Annotated in this window: 17 protein-coding genes; 8 read left to right on the forward strand and 9 right to left on the reverse strand. The window is 69.5% G+C overall.

The features are described 5' to 3' along the window. Positions 1-7: 7 nt before the first annotated feature. Positions 8-307 (reverse strand): BufA1 family periplasmic bufferin-type metallophore, encoded by a 300-nt coding sequence (locus AC0N04_RS16170; RefSeq protein ID WP_474283283.1) that lies wholly within the window; start codon positions 305-307, stop codon positions 8-10. A gap of 284 nt (positions 308-591) precedes the next feature. Here AC0N04_RS16170 and egtB point away from each other — a divergent pair, with 284 nt between their 5' ends. Both egtB and egtD read left to right on the forward strand, forming a co-directional pair. Continuing rightward, positions 592-1,797: an ergothioneine biosynthesis protein EgtB gene (gene egtB / locus AC0N04_RS16175; protein WP_474283284.1), complete on the forward strand. Its 1,206-nt coding sequence runs from the start codon at positions 592-594 to the stop codon at positions 1,795-1,797. Further along, complete coding sequence (gene egtD / locus AC0N04_RS16180) at positions 1,794-2,750, forward strand: L-histidine N(alpha)-methyltransferase (protein WP_474283285.1); 957 nt, start codon at positions 1,794-1,796, stop codon at positions 2,748-2,750. The genes egtB and egtD overlap by 4 nt, the downstream gene beginning before the upstream one ends. 15 nt (positions 2,751-2,765) lie before the next feature. Here the strand turns inward: egtD and AC0N04_RS16185 are convergent, their stop codons facing one another. Genes AC0N04_RS16185 through AC0N04_RS16210 form a run of 6 tightly spaced genes read right to left on the reverse strand, consistent with a single transcriptional unit; the run spans position 2,766 to position 10,032 of the window. Continuing rightward, positions 2,766-3,167 (reverse strand): RidA family protein, encoded by a 402-nt coding sequence (locus tag AC0N04_RS16185; RefSeq protein WP_474283286.1) that lies wholly within the window; start codon positions 3,165-3,167, stop codon positions 2,766-2,768. A 1-nt stretch (position 3,168) separates the two neighbouring features. Continuing rightward, positions 3,169-4,785, reverse strand: coding sequence for a benzoate-CoA ligase family protein (locus AC0N04_RS16190; RefSeq protein ID WP_474283287.1), 1,617 nt, complete (start codon positions 4,783-4,785; stop codon positions 3,169-3,171). A 16-nt stretch (positions 4,786-4,801) separates the two neighbouring features. Next, a complete protein-coding gene (locus tag AC0N04_RS16195) occupies positions 4,802-5,977 on the reverse strand; it encodes an acyl-CoA dehydrogenase family protein (RefSeq protein WP_474283288.1) in 1,176 nt (391 codons plus the stop codon). A gap of 20 nt (positions 5,978-5,997) precedes the next feature. Beyond that, a complete protein-coding gene (locus AC0N04_RS16200) occupies positions 5,998-6,855 on the reverse strand; it encodes an enoyl-CoA hydratase family protein (protein ID WP_474283289.1) in 858 nt (285 codons plus the stop codon). Positions 6,856-6,865: 10 nt separating this feature from the next. Further along, positions 6,866-7,642: an SDR family NAD(P)-dependent oxidoreductase gene (locus AC0N04_RS16205; protein WP_474283290.1), complete on the reverse strand. Its 777-nt coding sequence runs from the start codon at positions 7,640-7,642 to the stop codon at positions 6,866-6,868. Continuing rightward, entirely contained in the window at positions 7,639-10,032 is a 2,394-nt protein-coding gene (locus AC0N04_RS16210) for a bifunctional salicylyl-CoA 5-hydroxylase/oxidoreductase (RefSeq protein WP_474283291.1), read from the reverse strand. Before AC0N04_RS16210 ends, AC0N04_RS16205 begins: the two co-directional genes overlap by 4 nt. Positions 10,033-10,109: 77 nt before the next feature. Here AC0N04_RS16210 and AC0N04_RS16215 point away from each other — a divergent pair, with 77 nt between their 5' ends. The 4 genes from AC0N04_RS16215 to kynA all read left to right on the forward strand — a co-directional run bounded on the left by AC0N04_RS16215 (position 10,110) and on the right by kynA (position 13,592). Beyond that, on the forward strand, positions 10,110-10,661 hold the full coding sequence (locus AC0N04_RS16215; RefSeq protein WP_474283292.1) for a MarR family winged helix-turn-helix transcriptional regulator: 552 nt from the start codon (positions 10,110-10,112) through the stop codon (positions 10,659-10,661). Between the two features lie 98 nt (positions 10,662-10,759). Further along, the gene (gene kynB, locus AC0N04_RS16220; protein WP_474283293.1) at positions 10,760-11,386 is read left to right on the forward strand and encodes an arylformamidase; all 627 of its coding nucleotides are present in this window, start codon (positions 10,760-10,762) and stop codon (positions 11,384-11,386) included. 29 nt (positions 11,387-11,415) lie between these two features. Next, on the forward strand, positions 11,416-12,738 hold the full coding sequence (kynU, locus tag AC0N04_RS16225) for a kynureninase (RefSeq protein WP_474283294.1): 1,323 nt from the start codon (positions 11,416-11,418) through the stop codon (positions 12,736-12,738). Next, a complete protein-coding gene (gene kynA / locus AC0N04_RS16230; RefSeq protein WP_474283295.1) occupies positions 12,735-13,592 on the forward strand; it encodes a tryptophan 2,3-dioxygenase in 858 nt (285 codons plus the stop codon). Before kynU ends, kynA begins: the two co-directional genes overlap by 4 nt. Before the next feature lie 67 nt (positions 13,593-13,659). On the opposite strand, the gene AC0N04_RS16235 is transcribed toward kynA, so the two are convergent. Continuing rightward, entirely contained in the window at positions 13,660-14,229 is a 570-nt protein-coding gene (locus AC0N04_RS16235; protein ID WP_474283296.1) for a PEP-CTERM sorting domain-containing protein, read from the reverse strand. A gap of 260 nt (positions 14,230-14,489) precedes the next feature. On the opposite strand from AC0N04_RS16235, the gene AC0N04_RS16240 reads away from it, so the two are divergent. Together AC0N04_RS16240 and vapC are read left to right on the forward strand one after the other, a co-directional pair. Continuing rightward, a complete protein-coding gene (locus AC0N04_RS16240) occupies positions 14,490-14,684 on the forward strand; it encodes a type II toxin-antitoxin system VapB family antitoxin (RefSeq protein ID WP_474283297.1) in 195 nt (64 codons plus the stop codon). Next, positions 14,681-15,115 carry a type II toxin-antitoxin system VapC family toxin gene (vapC, locus tag AC0N04_RS16245; protein ID WP_474283298.1) on the forward strand — a complete coding sequence of 145 codons (435 nt, stop codon included), beginning with the start codon at positions 14,681-14,683 and terminating at the stop codon, positions 15,113-15,115. The genes AC0N04_RS16240 and vapC overlap by 4 nt, the downstream gene beginning before the upstream one ends. Before the next feature lie 166 nt (positions 15,116-15,281). Here the strand turns inward: vapC and AC0N04_RS16250 are convergent, their stop codons facing one another. Next, positions 15,282-16,190, reverse strand: coding sequence for a hypothetical protein (locus tag AC0N04_RS16250; RefSeq protein ID WP_474283299.1), 909 nt, complete (start codon positions 16,188-16,190; stop codon positions 15,282-15,284). Positions 16,191-16,331 lie beyond the last annotated feature (141 nt).

Raw genomic sequence — 16,331 nt, forward strand, 5'->3', positions numbered from 1 at the left:
CGGACCGTCAGGCCTTCTTCTGCGCGAAGGCCGTGAGCTGGCCGAAGCCGGTCGGCGAGGTTTTGGACGGCGTCTTCGTGCACGTGCCCTGGGGCACGAAGGACCAGGCATTGCCCTGGTCGTCGACCTTGGACGTGCCTGCACAGGTGGTGCCAGCACCGGCCTTGCAGTCGTTCTTGCCCTTCAAGGCCACGCCGAAGCATTTGTCCTTGTCCGCGGCCTGGGCGGCCACCGGCAATGCGACGAAGGCGGTGCCGAGCGCGAGGGCCAGGGCGACGGTGGGAATGGGGGTGCGGACGCAAGACATCGGACTCTCCAAAGGAAGACGGGGTTGAATCGACGGGGCCCGGCTGCCGAACCGGAGGTCTTGCGACCGCCCGGTTTGGCGCCTGGGTGCTGGTTAGACGCGCCAAGGGGCAGACACCTTACAGACTGCGCGATAAAAAAATCGGACCCTCCAGGCGCAGCACGGCGCTGCAAGCGCCGGCCCGGCGGCGTATGCTGCGGCCAGACCACCGACCATCCCCGTCCGCCCTGCCCAGCCCCGCGCGATCGCGCGATGCGGCCTCCGGCGCCGATCAGGAGTGACCGATGACCACCTGCTGGGGACCGCCCCTCGTCGACCGCCGCGAGACCTTGGCCGAACGCTTCCTCGCGGTGCGTCGCCACTCGCTGGCGCTGGCCGAGCCGCTGAGCGCGGAAGACCAGTGCATCCAGTCGATGCCCGACGCGAGCCCGACCAAATGGCATCTCGCCCACACCACCTGGTTTTTCGAGGCCGTGGTGCTGGGCCCGCAGGCGCCCGGCTACCAGGTCGTCGATCCCCACTACGGCCGCTTGTTCAATTCGTACTACGAGAGCCTCGGACCGCGCCACCCGAGACCGCAGCGCGGCCTGCTGACCCGACCTTCGCTGGCCGAGGTGAAGGCCTACCGCGCGTCGGTGGACCAGGCCCTGCTGGCGCTGATCGCCGAGTGCGGAGCCGATCTCCCCGAGGCCTGCAGCGCGCTGATCGAGCTGGGGCTGCAGCATGAACAACAGCACCAGGAGTTGCTGCTGACCGACATCCTGCACGCCTTGTCGATGAACCCGATGCGCCCGGCCATGCGGGCCGGGCCGGCGCCGCGGCTCGCCGCCGGCCCCGCAGGCTGGCTGGAGCACCCGGGCGGGCGGGTCGAGATCGGCCACCGCGGCGCGGGTTTCGCGTTCGACAACGAGGGCCCCCGCCACGCCGTGCTGCTGCCGCCGCACGCGCTGGCCCGCCGCCTGGTGACGAATGCCGAGTACCAGGACTTCATCGACGACGGTGGCTACCGGCGTGCGGCGCTGTGGTTGTCGGACGGCTGGGCCCATGTGCAGTCGCAGGGCTGGACGGCGCCGCTCTACTGGCTGGAGGACGGCCTGGCATTCACGCTGCATGGCGCCCAGCCGCGCGAGCCGGACCAGCCGGTGCGCCACCTGAGCTTCTACGAAGCGGCCGCCTTCGCCGAATGGGCCGGCGCGCGCCTGCCGACCGAGTTCGAATGGGAAGCCGCGGCCTGCGGCACGGCGCCGCCGGCCCAGGCGTTCGGCGCGGCCTGGCAGTGGACGCGTTCGGCCTACGACCCCTACCCGCGCTACCGGCCGCCGCCGGGCGCCGTGGCCGAATACAACGGCAAGTTCATGGTCGGGCAGATCGTGCTGCGCGGCAGCAGCAGCGCCACGCCGACCGGGCACGAACGCGCCACTTACCGCAACTTCTTCCCGCCGGCCGCGCGCTGGCAGTTCACCGGCCTGCGACTGGCCCGCGACCTGTGACCGGCTTCACCGACGACCTGCGGGCCGGGCTGGCCGCGCGCCCGCGCCGCGTGGCCCCCAAGTGGTTCTACGACTTCCGCGGCTCGCAGCTGTTCGACCGGATCTGCGAGCTGCCGGAGTACTACCCGACCCGCACCGAGCTGGCCTTGCTCGAACGCCACGCGGCCGACATCGCGCGGCAGATCGGCCCGGGCGCCGAGATCGTCGAATGGGGCGCCGGCGCCGCGCGCAAGGTGCGCCTGCTGCTGGGGGCGCTGGAGGCGCCGGTCGGCTATGTGCCGGTGGACATCTCGGGCGACTACCTGCTGGCCGCCGCCGCGGCGCTGCGCGCCGAGCTGCCGGGGCTGGCGATCCGCCCGCTGGTGGCCGACTTCACCCGCGCGCTGGTACTGCCGCCGCGTCTGGGCCCCGGGCCCCGCGTCGGCTTCTATCCGGGCAGTTCGATCGGCAACTTCGAGCCCGCGCACGCCACGGCCTTGCTGCGCCAATGGCGCCTCGAACTGGACGAAGGCGGGCTGCTGATCGGCGTCGACCTGGTCAAGGACCCGCAGCGGCTGCACGCGGCCTACAACGATACCGAGGGCGTCACCGCCGAGTTCAACCTCAACCTGTGGGCGCGCGCCAACCGGGAGGCCGGCGCGGACTTCAAGCTGGACCAGTGGCAGCACTGCGCCTTCTACAACGCGCCGCTGCAACGCGTCGAGATGCACCTGGTGAGCCGCTGCCCGCAGCGCGTGACCGTGGGCAGCCAGGCCTTCGATTTCGACGAAGGCGACAGCGTGCACACCGAGAGCTCCTACAAGTACACGGTGCAAGGCTTCCAGCGCCTGGCGCACGCGGCGGGCTGGTCGCCAGCGGGCGTCTGGGTCGACCCCGGCCGCCAGGTCGCGCTGCACTGGCTGCAGGCCCCGGGCAGGGCCGGGCGGACGGCACCGGTGGCGTTGCCGACCTGATCGCCCGGCCCGCCCTCAGTCGGGCAGCACCGCCGTCACCTCGATCTCGACCAGCGCCCGCGCCTCCATCAGGCCCGCCACCTGCACCGCGGTCATCGCGATCGCGAACTCGCGGCCCAGCACCTCGCGGTAGACGCGCCCGATCTCGGCCGCGCGGGCCAGGTAGTCGCGCCGGTCCATCAGGTACCAGGTCATGCGGGTGATGTGGCCTGGCGTGGCGCCGGCCTCGGCCAGCACGGCGCGCACGTTCAGCAGCGCCTGGCGCACCTGGGCGACCAGGTCGTCGCTCTCGAACCGGCTCTCGGCGTTCCAGCCGATCTGGCCGGCCACGAACACCTGCCGGCCGCTCGCGGCGACGCCGTTGGCATAGCCCTTGGGAGCGGCCCAGCCTGCGGGCTGCAGCACGGTCTTGGTCATCTCAGCTCTCCTGGGGGTCGCGCAGCTTGAAGCGCTGCAGCTTGCCGGTCTGGGTGCGGGGCAGCTTGTCGACGAACGCGACTGCCCGCGGGTACTTGTACGGGGCCACCGTCTGCTTGACGAAGTCCTGCAGCGCGCGCGCCGTCTCGGGCCCCGCGCCCTGGCCCGGCCGCAGCACGACGAAGGCCTTGACGATCTGGCCGCGCTCCTCGTCGGGCACGCCGATCACCGCGCATTCGGCCACCGCCGGATGCAGCATCAGCGCGTCCTCGACCTCGGGCGAGGCGATGTTGTAGCCGGCCGAGACGATCATGTCGTCGGTGCGGGCCTGGTAGTGGAAGTAGCCATCGGCGTCCATCAGGTAGGCGTCGCCGGTCAGGTTCCAGCGGTCCTTCACGTAGTCCGCCTGGCGGGCGTCGTCCAGGTAGCGGCAGCCGGTCGGCCCTTTCACCGCCAGCTTGCCCACCGTGCCCACCGGGACCTCGCGCATGGCTTCGTCCACCACCCTGGCGCGGTAGCCGGGCACCACGGTGCCGGTGGCGCCCGGCCGCGCATGGGCTTCGTCGGCCGAGATGAAGATGTGCAGCATCTCGGTCGCGCCGATGCCGTCGATCAGCTCGATGCCGGTGGCGTCGCGCCACAGCGCGCGGGTCGAGGCCGGCAGCGCCTCGCCCGCCGAGACACACTGGCGCAGCGGCGTGCGACGCAGGTCCAGCCCGCGCGCGGCCAGCGTGCGGTACGAGGTGGGTGCGGTGAACAGCACGGTCGCGCCGAAGTCGCGGATGCCTTCCAGCAGCTGGGGCGGGCCGGCCTTCTCCAGCAGCACGGTGGCCGCGCCCACGCTCATCGGGAACAGCAACAGGCCGCCCAGCCCGAAGGTGAAGGCCAGCGGCGGGCTGCCGATGAAGACGTCGTCGGGCCGCGGCCGCAGGATGTGGCGCGGAAAGCAGGCGCAGGCCGCCATCACGTCGCGGTGGAAATGCATCGTCGCCTTGGGCACGCCGGTGGTGCCCGAGGTGAAGGCCAGCAGGCAGGTGTCGTCGGCCGCGGTGTCGGCGTTGGCGAACCGGTCGGGCTGGCGCGCCATCGCCGCCTCCAGGCTGTCCGGCGCGGCGCTGTTGAACCACAGCACCTGCCGCAGCGTCGGGCAGGCCGCCTGGGTGCGGCGCAGTTCGTCGGCCAGCGCCGCATCGCACAAGGCGTGGGTGATCCGCGCCTTGTCGACGATCGGCCCCAGCTCCTTGGCGCGCAGCAGCGGCATCGTGGCCACCGCGATGCCGCCGGCCTTGATCACGCCGAACCAGCACGCCGCCATCATCGGGTTGTTCGGCGCCCGCAGCAGCACCCGGTTGCCGGGCACCAGGCCGCATTCGTCGACCAGCACGTTGGCGATGCGATTGGCGCGCGCCTGCAGCTCGGCGTAGGTCCAGCTCAGGCCCGGCGCGCGGATGCAGACGCGGTCGCCGCGGCCTTCGGCCACGTGCCGGTCCAGCAGCTCGGTGGCACAGTTCAGCCGGGCGGGAAATTGCAGCTCCGGCAGCTCGAACAGGAACTCGGGCTGCTGGTCCGGCGGCGGCAGGTGGTCGCGGGCGAAGGTGTCGAGGGGGGCGGTGGCCATGGCGGGGGCTCCGGGCTCAGGTGGGTGTCAGGTCGCGCAGCAGTTCGCGGGCGATGATCAGTTGCTGGACTTCGGTGGCGCCTTCGTAGATGCGCAGCGCGCGGATCTCGCGGTACAGGCGCTCGACCGGCTGGCCGCTGACCACGCCCAGCCCGCCCCACAGCTGCACCGCCGCGTCGATCACCTGCTGCGCGCCTTCGGTGGCGGCCATCTTGGCCATCGCGGCCTCGCGCGTCACCGTCTGGCCCTGGTCGCGCAGCCAGGCGGCGCGGTAGACCAGCAGCGCGGCCGAGTCGATCGTGGTGGCCATCTCGGCCAGCCTGGCCTGGGTCAGCTGGAAGTCGGCCAGCACGCCGCCGAACATCTTGCGCGTGGTGGCGCGCTGCAAGGCCTCGTCCAGTGCGCGGCGGGCGAAACCCAGCGCGGCCGCGGCCACCGAGGTGCGGAACACGTCCAGCGTGCGCATCGCGATCTTGAAGCCCTCGCCCGCGGCGCCGATGCGCCGGGCGAGCGGCACGCGGCAGTTCGTGAAGCGCAGCCGGGCCAGCGGATGCGGCGCGATGACATCGATGCGCTCGGCGATCTCGAAGCCCGGCGTGCCGGCATCGACGAGGTAGGCCGAAATGCCCTTGGCGCCGCGGCCGGGCGCATCGCTGCTGCGCGCGAACACCACATAGAAGTCGGCGATGCCACCGTTGCTGATCCAGGTCTTCTCGCCGTCGAGCACGGCCTCATCGCCTTCGACGCGTGCGCTGCAGGCCATCGCCGCGACGTCCGATCCGGCCTCCGGCTCCGACAGCGCGAAGGCCGCGATCGCCTCGCCCCGCGCGACCCGCGGCAGGTAGGCCGCGCGTTGCTCGGCGCTGCCGGCCAGGCTGATCGCGCCCGAGCCCAGGCCTTGCATCGCGAAGGCGAAATCGGCCAGGCCGTTGTGGCGCGCCAGGGTCTCGCGGATCAGGCAGATCGCGCGGGTGTCGATCGCATCGGCGGCACCGCCCAGCGCGCGGCCGCCCAGCGCATGGGCGAGCCAGCCCGCCTCGCCCAGCACGGCCACCAGGCGGCGGCAGTCGGCGTCGACATCGGGGCCGTGCACCGGGGCCACGTGCTGCGCCGCCCAGGCGTCCAGCGTGCGGGCCAGTTCGCGGTGGTGCGGCTGGAAGAAAGGCCAGTCGAGGTAGCGGGTGTCGGCCATGGCGGCTCCTGTAGCGGGGTTCAGTTGCCTTCGAAACGCGGGCGCTGCCTGGCCACGAAGGCCTCGTAGGCACGGCGGAAGTCCTGCGTCAGCATGCACAGCGCCTGGGCCTGGGCCTCGGCCTCGATGGCCTGCTCCAGCGTCATCGCCCATTCCTGATGCAGCATGGTCTTGGTGATGCCGTTGGCGAAGGTCGGTCCCTCGCAAAGGCCTTGCGCCAGCGCCTGGGCCTCGGCCAGCAAGGCCTGCGGCTCGGCCAGCCGATTGAAAAAGCCCCAGCGCTCGCCCTCGTCGCCGCTGAACGAACGGCCGGTGTACAGCAGCTCGCTGGCCCGGCCCTGGCCGATCAGGCGCGGCAGGATCGCGCAGGCTCCCATGTCGCAGCCGGCCAGGCCGACGCGGTTGAACAGGAACGCGGTCTTGGCGCGCGCGGTGCCCAGGCGCAGGTCCGAGGCCATCGCGACGATCGCGCCGGCGCCGGCGCACACGCCGTCCACCGCCGCCACGATGGGCTGGGGGCAGGCGCGCATCGCCTTGACCAGGTCGCCGGTCATGCGGGTGAACATCAGCAGCTCGGGCGCGGGCAGCTGCACCAGCGGGCCGATGATCTCGTGCACGTCGCCGCCGGAGCAGAAGTTGCCGCCGCTGCCGGTGACGACCACGGCGTGGACGTCGTCGGCGTACTTCAGCGCGCCGAACAGGTCGCGCAATTCGGCATACGAGTCGAAGCTCAACGGGTTCTTGCGCTCGGGGCGATCGAGCGTGATCGTGGCCACCGCGCCCTGCACCTGCCAGAGGAAGTGCTTGGCGCGATAGCCGGCGAGCGGCCTGCGGTTGCCGGCAAGCAGGGCCGGGTCGACGGGAGAGGGGGTCGTCATGGGGTGTCCTTCACATCACTTCGCCGCCCGAGACCGACAGGGCCTGGCCGGTCATCGCGGACGACGCATCGGTGCAGAGCCAGGCGACGGCGTCGGCCACCTGCTCCGGTAGCACGAGGCGGCCCTGGGGGTTGCCGGCAGCGAACTCGGCCCGCGCGGCCTCGGCGCTGCGGCCGGTCTTGGCGACCACGTTGGCGATGCTGTCGGCCAGCAGGTCGGTCTCGGTGTAGCCCGGGCACACCGCGTTGACGGTGATGCCCTTTTTCGCCACTTCCAGCGCCAGCGACCGCGTCAGGCCCAGCACGCCGTGCTTGGCCGCGCTGTAGGCGCCGACGTACGCATAGCCGCGCTGGCCCGCGGTGCTGGCGATGTTGACGACGCGGCCCCAGCCCGCCTGCAGCATGTCCGGCAGCGCCGCGCGGCAGCACAGGAAGCTGCCGGTGAGGTTCACCGCCAGCATGCGCTGCCACAGCTCGGTGGAGGTCTTGTGCAACGGGGCACTCTCGGCCTGGCCGGCGTTGTTGACCAGGATCGCCACCGGACCGCGCGCCTGCCGGGCCTGCGCGAAGGCTGATGCCACCTGGGCCTCGTCGGCCACGTCGGCCAGCGCGATGCCGTGGCCGTGGCCCGGCAGCGTGGCGGCCAGCGCCTGCAGCCGCTGTGCGTCGCGCCCCAGCAGCGTGAGCTGCGCGCTCTCGGCCGCCAGGCGCCGGGCAATGGCGGCGCCGATGCCGCGCGCGGCCCCGGTCACCAGCACGTGCCGTCCCTGCAGCGTCATCGCCGTCATGCCTTCGCGCCCTTCTTCTGCGCCGCCACCTGGGCGAAGGCCTGGGCCAGCACGCTCTGCGCCTTCTCGCGCTGGAAGTTCGCTTCCATCTGGGCCTTGGCCGAGCGGTAGGGCCGCGGCCAGGGCTGGGCCGTGTAGCCGATCTTGGCGGCTTCGGTCAGCGTCCAGGCCGGGTTGGCCAGGTGCGGGCGTGCGATCGCGCACAGGTCGGCCCGGCCCGCGGCGATGATGCTGTTGACATGGTCGGCCTCGCTGATCGCGCCCACCGCGAGCGTGGCGATGCCGGCTTCCTGGCGCACGCGGTCGGCGAACGGGGTCTGGAACATGCGGCCGAACACCGGCTTCTCCTGCTTGCTGATCTGGCCCGACGAGCAGTCGATCACATCGGCACCGGCGGCCTTGAAGGCGCGCGCGATCTCCACCGCGTCGGTGGGGGTGATGCCGCCCGGCACCCAGTCGTGGGCCGAGATCCGCACCGACATCGGACGCTGCGCCGGCCAGGCCGCGCGCACCGCCGCGAACACCTCCAGCGGATAGCGCAGGCGGTTGGCGAGCGAGCCGCCGTAGGCGTCGCCGCGCTGGTTGGTCAGCGGCGAGATGAAGCTGGACAGCAGGTAGCCGTGGGCGCAGTGCAGCTCCAGCCAGTCGAAGCCGGCGGCGGCGGCACGCTGCGTGGCGGCGACGAAATCGTCCCGGACCCGGTCCATGTCGGCGCGCGTCATCTCGCGCGACCAGGCGCTCTGGCCCGGCAGGTACTGCTGGGGGGAGGCGGAGATCAGCGGCCAGTTGGGCTCGGTGTCGTCGTCGGCCAGCGGCTGGTCGATGCCGTCCCAGGCGCGCCGGGTCGAGCCCTTGGCGCCGGCATGGCCGAGCTGCATCGCGATCCTGGCGTCGGTGTTCGCATGCACCCAGTCGACGATGCGCCGCCAGGCCGCGCCCTGCGCGTCGGTCCACAGGCCGGGGCAGCCCGGCGTGATGCGCGCGTCGGCGCTGACGCAGGTCATCTCGGCGAACACCATCGCCGCGCCCCCCTGAGCCCGCGCGCCCAGGTGCACCAGGTGGTAGTCGCCCACCAGGCCGTCGACCGCCGAATACTGCGCCATCGGCGAGACGACGACGCGGTTCTTCAGCGTGACGGCGCGCACGGTGTAGGGCGTGAACATCGGCGGCGGCGCGGCCTCGCCGGCGCGCAGCGGCACGCCGGACTGGGCGGCCGCGCGCTCGGCGAACCAGCGCTCGAAGCCCTCGAGCCAGGCGGCGTCGCGCTGGCGCAGGTTCTCGTGGCTGATGCGCTGGCTGCGCGTCAGCATCGAATACATGAACTGCTCGGGCGGCAGCTGGTCGCAGTAGCGCGTACCGCAGACCTCGAACCACTCCATCGCGTTCCACGCCGCGTTCTGCAGCCGCAGCACGTCCACCGAGCGCAAGGCCTGGTAGCGCGCGAGCACCGCCGGGATTTTGTCCACCTCGGCGCCCTGCTGCTGGAACTGCGCGGCCAGCTCGATCGCATCCTCCAGCGCGAGCTTGGTGCCCGAGCCGATCGCGAAATGCGCGGTGTGCACCGCGTCGCCCATCAGCACCACGTGGCTGCGGCCGTTGTGCAGCGACCACTGCTCGCAGGTGACGCGCTGGAAGTTCAGCCAGGCCGAACCGCGCTGGTGGCGCGCGTTGGTCATCAGCGCCTCGCCCTGCAAGGTGTCGGCGAAGAGCTTCTCGCAGAACGCGATCGACTGCTGCGGGTCGGCCCGGTCCAGCCCGTGCGCCAGCCAGACCGACTCGGGGCATTCGACGATGAAGGTCGTGGTCTGCTCGTCGAACTTGTAGATGTGGGCCTGGAACCAGCCGTGCTCGGTGCGCTGGAAGTCGAAGGTGAAGGCGTCGAACAGCTTCCTGGTGCCGAGCCAGATGTAGCGGTTCGGCCGCACCACGATGTCGGGCCTGAAGTGCTCGGCGTAGCGGTTGCGGATCTTGGACGAGACGCCGTCGCTGGCGATGATCAGGTCGGCGTCCGGGTACTCGGTGTCGGACTCGACCTCGGTCTCGAACACCAGCTTCACGCCCAGCGCCTCGCAGCGCGCCTGCAGGATGTTGAGCAGCTTCTTGCGGCCGATGCCAACGAAGCCGTGGCCGCCGGAGCGGATCGTGCGGCCCTTGAAACGCAGCTCGATGTCGTCCCAGTGGTTGAAGGCGAGCTGGATCTCGTCGGCGGTGGGCGCGTCCCATTGGCGCATCACGTCCATCGTCGCGTCGGAGAACACCACGCCCCAGCCGAAGGTGTCGTAGGGGCGGTTGCGCTCGACCACGGTGATCTCGTGCGACGGGTCCTGCCCCTTCATCAACAGCGCGAAGTAGAGCCCGGCCGGGCCGCCTCCGATGCAGACGATGTTCATGTCTCGGCTCCTGGTTCGATGTTGCCTGGAAACTAGTTTAGTCCTAAAGCTTTAGTTGTCAAGTACATTGCGTCCTGATGCCCTCCACCGCCCCCAAGAAACCATCGCGCGCCGCCGCCCCGGCGCCCGCCCCCGCACTGGACGCCCAGCAGATCGGCCTGGAAGCGCGCGCCGCCTCGGGCGACCACCTGGCGGTGCGCACCTGGCTGCGGCTGCTGGCCTGCAGCACGCAGATCGAGCAGCAGATCCGCACCCGGCTGCGCCAGCGCTTCGGCACCACGCTGGCCCGCTTCGACTACCTGGCGCAGCTGGAGCGCCAGCCCGACGGCCTGCGCATGAGCGCGCTGTCGAGCTACCTGATGGTGACCGGCGGCAACGTCACCGGGCTGACCAACCAGCTCGAAGCCGAAGGCCTGGTCGAACGCGTGGCCGACCCCGACGACGGCCGCTCGTGGCGGGTGCGGCTGACGCCGCGCGGCCGCGGCGAATTCACCCGCATGGCCGCCGAGCACGAGGCCTGGCTGACCGAACTGTTCGACGGCTTCGGGCTGCGCGAACAGCAGCAGCTCTACGACCTGCTGGGCCAGATGCGCATGCACCTGGCCCAGCGCACCGGCAAGCCCGACTGACACGCCGCGGCCGGGGCCGCACGCTCGCGCCACCCTTGACGCCGCCGCGCTTTGCGGCGATAGTTTAGATATAAACTAGTTTGACTTCGGAGCCTGCCTTGCCTCGCCGCCTCTGGGACATCTCCCCGCAGATCTCGCCCGACGCGCCGGTCTTCCCCGGCGACGAGCCCTATGCGCTGCGCTGGACCGCGCGCCTGGGCCCCGGCTGCCCGGTGAACCTGAGCGCGATCACGATGTCGCCCCATGTCGGCGCCCATGCCGACGCGCCGCTGCACTACGCGGCCGACGCGGCGGCGATCGACGCCGTGGCCCTGGAGCCCTACCTCGGCCCCTGCCGGGTGATCCACGCGATCGACTGCGGCGCGCTGATCCGCGTCCCGCACCTGGAGCCGGCCGAGGCCGGCCTGCCCGAGCGGGTGCTGGTGCGCACCCGCGCCCGGGCCGACCGGGTCTGGGTCGACGACTTCCCCGCCTACGCGCCCGAGGCGGTGGCGTGGCTGGCGGCGCGCGGCGTGCGGCTGATCGGCATCGACACCCCCTCGGTCGACCCGGCCTCCAGCAAGGCGCTGGACAGCCACCAGCAACTGCGCCGCCACGACCTGCGGGTGCTGGAGAACCTGGTGCTCGACGACGTGCCCGCTGGCGACTACGAACTGATCGCGCTGCCGCTCAAGCTGGCGGGCGCCTGCGCCTCGCCGGTGCGGGCCGTGCTGCGCGCGCTGTGAGCCCTGCCCTTTCCTCAGGAGACCCGACGATGACCACCCGTGCCGAGTGCCAGGCGCTCGATGCCCAAGACCCGCTGCGCGACCTGCGCACGCAATTCGCGCTGCCCGACGGCGTCAACTACCTGGACGGCAACTCGCTGGGCGTGCTGCCCCGCGCCACCGCGGCGCGCGTAGCGCAGGTGGTCCAGCAGGAATGGGGCGAGGGCCTGATCCGCAGCTGGAACAGCGCCGACTGGATCACGCTGCCCCAGCGGGTCGGCGACAAGATCGGCCGGCTGGTGGGGGCCGGCCAGGGCGAGCTGATCGTCGCCGACAGCACCTCGCTGAACCTGTACAAGGCGCTCGCCGCGGCGATCCGCATCGCCCAGGCCGATGCGCCGCAGCGCAAGGTCATCGTCTCCGAGCGCAGCAACTTCCCGACCGACCTCTACATCGCCCAATCGCTGGCGGCCCAGCACGGCATGACGCTGGAGCTGATCCAGGCCGACGAGGTCGCCGCGCGCCTGCGCGACGACGTGGCGGTGCTGATGCTGACCCAGGTCAACTACCGCAGCGGCCGGCTGCACGACATGGCCGACATCACCGCCCGCGCCCATGCGGCCGGCGTGCTGATGCTGTGGGACCTGGCCCATTCGGCCGGCGCGGTGCCGGTGGACCTGAAGGCGGGCGAGGCCGATGGCGTGCCCTGGGCCGCGTCGCGCGCCGCCGACTTCGCCGTCGGCTGCGGCTACAAGTACCTCAACGGCGGCCCCGGCGCCCCGGCCTTCGTCTGGGCCCATCCCCGCCACGCGGCGCGCCTGCAGCAGCCGCTGTCGGGCTGGATGGGCCACGCCGCGCCCTTCCTCTTCGACACCGACTACCGGCCGGCCCCCGGCATCACCCGCTTTCTCTGCGGCACGCCGCCGGTGGTGGCGATGAGCGCGCTCGAATGCGGCGTCGACACGGTGCTGGCGGCCGAGCCGCTGGGCGGCATGGCGGCGCTGCGCCGCAAGTCGCTGGCGCTGTCCGAATTGTTCCTGGCGCTGGTGCGAGAGCAACTGGCCCGCCACCCGCTGAGCGTCGCCACGCCGCTGGACACCGCGCAGCGCGGCAGCCAGGTCTCGCTGGGTTGCGGCGGGCTGGATCACGGCGCCGGCTACGCGATCATGCAGGCCCTGATCGCGCGCGGCGTGATCGGCGATTTCCGCGCCGGCGATGGCAGCGCCGCCGAGCCCGACCTGCTGCGCTTCGGCTTCACCCCGCTCTACACCCGCTTCGTCGACGTCTTCGACGCCGTGCAGGCCCTGGCCGACGTGATGGACAGCGGCCAGTGGCGCGAAGCCCGTTTCAACCAGAAGGCCGCCGTCACATGACCTGCCCCCACACCCCTGCGGCCGGCGAGGCCATCGTGCGCGACGAAGGCGCCCAGCTCGACTTCTCGCGCGACATGAGCTACGGCGACTACCTGCACCTCGACGAGATCCTCGGCGCCCAGCACCCGCTGTCGCCGGACCACAACGAGATGCTGTTCATCGTCCAGCACCAGACCAGCGAGCTGTGGATGAAGCTGATGCTGCACGAGATGCGCGCCGCCGTGCGGCACCTCTCGCGCGACGAGCTGCAACCCGCCTTCAAGATGCTGGCCCGGGTCTCCAAGATCATGGAGCAGCTGGTGCACGCCTGGGACGTGCTGGCGACGATGACGCCGCCCGAGTACTCGGCGATCCGACCGTACCTGGCGAAGTCCAGCGGCTTCCAGAGCTGGCAGTACCGCTGCATCGAGTTCACGCTGGGCAACAAGAACCCGGCGATGCTGCAGCCGCACGCGCACCGGCCCGATCTGCTGGCCATCGTCGAGACCGCCTGGCGTGCGCCCAGCCTGTACGACGAGGCGCTGCGCCTGCTGGCCCGCCGCGGCCTGGCCGTGCCCGCCAGCCACACCGAGCGCGACTGGACCCGGCCCTACGAAGCCAGCGACGGCGTCGAGCAGGCCTGGCTGGCCGTCTACCGCGACCCGACGGCGCACTGGGACCTGTACCAGCTGGGCGAGGAGCTGACCGACCTCGAAGACGCCTTCCGCCTCTGGCGCTTCCGCCACGTGACCACGGTGGAGCGAGTGATCGGCTTCAAGCGCGGCACCGGCGGCACCGGCGGCGTCAGCTACCTGCGCAAGATGCTCGACACCGTGCTGTTCCCCGAGATCTGGCGGCTGCGGACCGAGCTCTGACGACCGCGGGTCGACCGATGCGGCCTGCGGCAGGCAGCATCGACAGGCCGCCACGCATGCTGCCGCTTCAGGCGGAACGCCTGGGACGCGACACCCCCAGCACCACCAGGCCGCCCAACAGCAGCGCCAGGCTGGAAGGCTCGGGCACCGGGGACTGGACGTTCAGCGTGGCCGTCCAGCCTGAACCGCCGTTGTCCAGCCAGAAGGTATTGGGGCCCCATGCGTTGAGCCCCTCGAAGCGCAGGTTCAGCGTGTTGCTGCCCGCCGTCAGACCGGAAGCCAGGTTGACGCTGTACGAGCTTTGCCACAGCGTGTTTCCATCAAGGGGCACCGCAGGCGACAAGCTCAGCCAAACCGATCGGGCGGCCCCGCCGTTCAGCGAGTAGAGCATTCGGACGGCGTCAATGCTGTCGTACATCGTCCCGCTGTTCCAGCTCTCCACTTGGCCGCCGAGGAGAAAGCTGTCACCTGGGGCCACGTTGAAGACGGCGCCAGACCAATCGGCCATCGCATAAGCGCTGTCGGCTGCGCCGGTATTGACGATGACCGCCCCGTCCAGCATCCCGCTCGCCCAGGTGCTGGTGCCGCTGCCCATCAGCAGCAGAACCGCAATGGCACTGCGCAAACGTTTTCCCATGGCCACTCCTCAACGCTTGTGGCAGTCTGTGCATCTTCACCCACGTCCTGTACTGGGAGAAGTCCGTAAATGGCCGCCGGCAAGGTCAACCCCAGCCACGTCGAGCCTGCCGTCGGTCATCTTGACCTTGACCCGCGAGACGGCTGATGAACGACCCCGGTTCGCTGGCCCAGCGCCTTCCCGGGGACGGTCGCTTCCAGCGAAGATTCGGCTTCAGCCGCCGCACTGTAGAATGTGTACATCTAACGCAGGAGATACACATGCGGACGAACATCGTCATTGACGACAAGCTCATGGCCGACGCGTTGAAGGCCACAGGCGCCAAGACCAAGAAGGAAGCCGTGGAGCTTGGGCTCAGGACCCTCTTGCAGATGAACCGCCAGGCTGAAGTGCGCCGGCTTCGGGGAAAGGTTCAGTGGCAAGGTGACCTCGATGCCATGCGGCGCGACACGTGATTCTGGTTGACTCGAGTGTCTGGGTGGACTACCTGCGGGGTACGCCGACTCCGCAGGCAGACAAGCTGGATGCACTGCTCGGCACCGTGCCGCTGGCGGTGGGTGACTTGATCTTGACCGAGGTGCTGCAAGGCTGCGCAACGGACAAGGCGTTCAACGAAGTGCGCCGGCAGTTGCTGAACCTGACCGTGGTCCCTCTTGGCGGACAGGACGTGGCCATTGAGGCTGCACGCAACTACCGCCGACTGCGCGCCCTGGGCCTGACCGTGCGCAAGACCATCGACACCGTGATCGCGACGCGCTGCATCGTTGACAAGCTGGAACTGCTGCACTCGGACCGCGACTTCGACCCTTTTGAGCAGCACCTCGGGCTCCGCTGCGTGCGCTGTGAAGGATCTGCCAGCCCTCACCGCGTGCCACCTCGCAGATGACGCTTCTTAGTTGTTCGCCATCTCTGCTTCTGCGACGCCCGAGAAAAGGATCAATCCAAGAACGAAGAGTGGGAAACGCATGAGAGTTCTCCTTGATGCCCAACGTTCGAGGTGAGCTGCAAATTGCAGCTTGCTGCAATTTGCAGCTCGACTGAGGGGCTGGAGCTCACTGCGCTTCGCGACAGGCGGCGGCCTCAGCTTCGCTGAACTCAACAGAAACGACCTTGAGTAATCCACCCGCAATCGCCGGTGCAAAGCTTTCGAGGAATCGCTCCATTGGTTGGGACGCTCGGGACTCTTCTCCAGGAATCTTCATGATCACAAGGTCAAGATGAGCGTCGACGCGCTTGGCGTTCCTGTAGTGATTAATCTTCGAGAGCATTACGTACAACCGATCTCGAAATATTGAACTCACAAATATATTCGGCTTCAGTTCCACGAAGGTCTCTTGATCTTGCTCCTTGAGGTAGCCGTCAAAGATGATCTGAAGAGTGCTTATTGGATCGATTCCTTGGAACTCGTTAACCAATTTGGCATCTGCGATCAGATTTGATGGATGAATTGACCGAAGTTGCACATACTTTGTCAGTCCGATCTCCTCCGCCTTCTTCCAGTTCATCCGGGCTCTTGAAGGTTCTGCCGGAATCGGTGTGGCGGGTATCTCGGCGGTCTTGTTGTCTCTGACCTCCTCTTCACTCGCCTTTCGTACCGTTGGGGCGACATGGTAGTCGCCGTAAACGTTGGTATGGCTTTGCGTCTGGGTCTGCGTGCTTGAGATGGAGATCAGCTGGGACAGCAGCTGTGCGTTCTGCTTTTCCAGCTTTTCAACCTCCTTCTCCTTCTTCTTGGCTTCACGAGAGATGGATATAACTTTGCCAATGGAGAAGTTGTCGAACGACTCGGCCAGAACCAGTACGAGCAGCAAGCACAGTAGGGTGATCAGGCCTGCGTTGATTTCACCCTTGGGATCTACCCACGCGAAGCGGTAGGCAATCATTGCCACAAGTAGTATGCAAAACACGGCAATCAGCGTGCGAACATACCAGTTTGGTTTTGGCGTAGAAGGTTGGTCCATGGGTGGATTGTGAGGTCTAACGAATGAAAGGGACTTCCCCGTCCCGAACTAGCCGCGTTGCGGCAACCGGCAACTGAGTGCCACGATGGGAAGTGCGGTTTCTCATCAACTCATCCGGAAGGGGAAGTCCATGACGATTCT

The organism is Ideonella sp. sgz306126 (assembly GCF_056032705.1).

What these genes read in the sequence shown, in the direction of transcription:
- AC0N04_RS16170 (WP_474283283.1), bottom strand. Translation starts at nt 307, where the DNA reads ATGTCTTGCGTCCGCACCCCCATTCCCACCGTCGCCCTGGCCCTCGCG.
- egtB (WP_474283284.1), top strand. Translation starts at nt 592, where the DNA reads ATGACCACCTGCTGGGGACCGCCCCTCGTCGACCGCCGCGAGACCTTG.
- AC0N04_RS16185 (WP_474283286.1), bottom strand. Translation starts at nt 3,167, where the DNA reads ATGACCAAGACCGTGCTGCAGCCCGCAGGCTGGGCCGCTCCCAAGGGC.
- AC0N04_RS16190 (WP_474283287.1), bottom strand. Translation starts at nt 4,785, where the DNA reads ATGGCCACCGCCCCCCTCGACACCTTCGCCCGCGACCACCTGCCGCCG.
- AC0N04_RS16195 (WP_474283288.1), bottom strand. Translation starts at nt 5,977, where the DNA reads ATGGCCGACACCCGCTACCTCGACTGGCCTTTCTTCCAGCCGCACCAC.
- AC0N04_RS16200 (WP_474283289.1), bottom strand. Translation starts at nt 6,855, where the DNA reads ATGACGACCCCCTCTCCCGTCGACCCGGCCCTGCTTGCCGGCAACCGC.
- AC0N04_RS16205 (WP_474283290.1), bottom strand. Translation starts at nt 7,642, where the DNA reads ATGACGGCGATGACGCTGCAGGGACGGCACGTGCTGGTGACCGGGGCC.
- AC0N04_RS16210 (WP_474283291.1), bottom strand. Translation starts at nt 10,032, where the DNA reads ATGAACATCGTCTGCATCGGAGGCGGCCCGGCCGGGCTCTACTTCGCG.
- AC0N04_RS16215 (WP_474283292.1), top strand. Translation starts at nt 10,110, where the DNA reads ATGCCCTCCACCGCCCCCAAGAAACCATCGCGCGCCGCCGCCCCGGCG.
- kynU (WP_474283294.1), top strand. Translation starts at nt 11,416, where the DNA reads ATGACCACCCGTGCCGAGTGCCAGGCGCTCGATGCCCAAGACCCGCTG.
- kynA (WP_474283295.1), top strand. Translation starts at nt 12,735, where the DNA reads ATGACCTGCCCCCACACCCCTGCGGCCGGCGAGGCCATCGTGCGCGAC.
- AC0N04_RS16235 (WP_474283296.1), bottom strand. Translation starts at nt 14,229, where the DNA reads ATGGGAAAACGTTTGCGCAGTGCCATTGCGGTTCTGCTGCTGATGGGC.
- AC0N04_RS16240 (WP_474283297.1), top strand. Translation starts at nt 14,490, where the DNA reads ATGCGGACGAACATCGTCATTGACGACAAGCTCATGGCCGACGCGTTG.
- AC0N04_RS16250 (WP_474283299.1), bottom strand. Translation starts at nt 16,190, where the DNA reads ATGGACCAACCTTCTACGCCAAAACCAAACTGGTATGTTCGCACGCTG.